The sequence below is a fragment of the Methylobacterium sp. WL7 genome, from assembly GCF_008040085.1.
Classification (GTDB): Bacteria; Pseudomonadota; Alphaproteobacteria; order Rhizobiales; family Beijerinckiaceae; genus Methylobacterium; species Methylobacterium mesophilicum.
In genome coordinates this window covers 1-468 of sequence record NZ_VRVG01000379.1, presented here as the reverse complement: position 1 = coordinate 468, position 468 = coordinate 1, and the positions used below count along the sequence as shown (strand labels likewise).

Here is a 468-nt window from a genome sequence, read left to right as displayed (position 1 = left end):
GCACCATGAATGCTGGCGAGCAGGTCTGGCAGATCGCCAGGCCGGACGGAGTTTTTCGACACGTAGGCCGAGACAAGGTCGGCTGTCAGTTCGACGAAGTTGACGGCCTGAGGCTCAATGATCTCTGCGTTTTCGTCCACGGTGTACCTGCTTGTGCAAAGCAGTACACTTGTTCCTGTGCGTACGAGAAATCAATCCGGATTTAGGGGTTTCCGAAAATTTTCGAAGACAGATTTAGCCAGCCATAGCTTGCATCTCGCTCGTGCCGTCCCGCATCACGTAACCGCGACCCCAGACGGTTTCGATGTAGTTCTTGCCCTGGCTGGCGTTGGCGAGCTTCTTGCGCAGCTTGCAGATGAACACGTCGATGATCTTCAGCTCGGGCTCATCCATGCCGCCGTAGAGATGGTTGAGGAACATCTCCTTGGTCAGCGTCGTGCCCTTCCGCAGCGAGAGGAGTTCCAGCAT

1 protein-coding gene is annotated in these 468 nt (G+C 55.8%); it reads right to left on the bottom strand.

From position 1 onward, the window contains the following. Positions 1–234 precede the first annotated feature (234 nt). On the bottom strand, positions 235–468 hold a 234-nt coding region (locus tag FV233_RS29875), incomplete at its 5' end, for a helix-turn-helix domain-containing protein (RefSeq protein ID WP_147899677.1).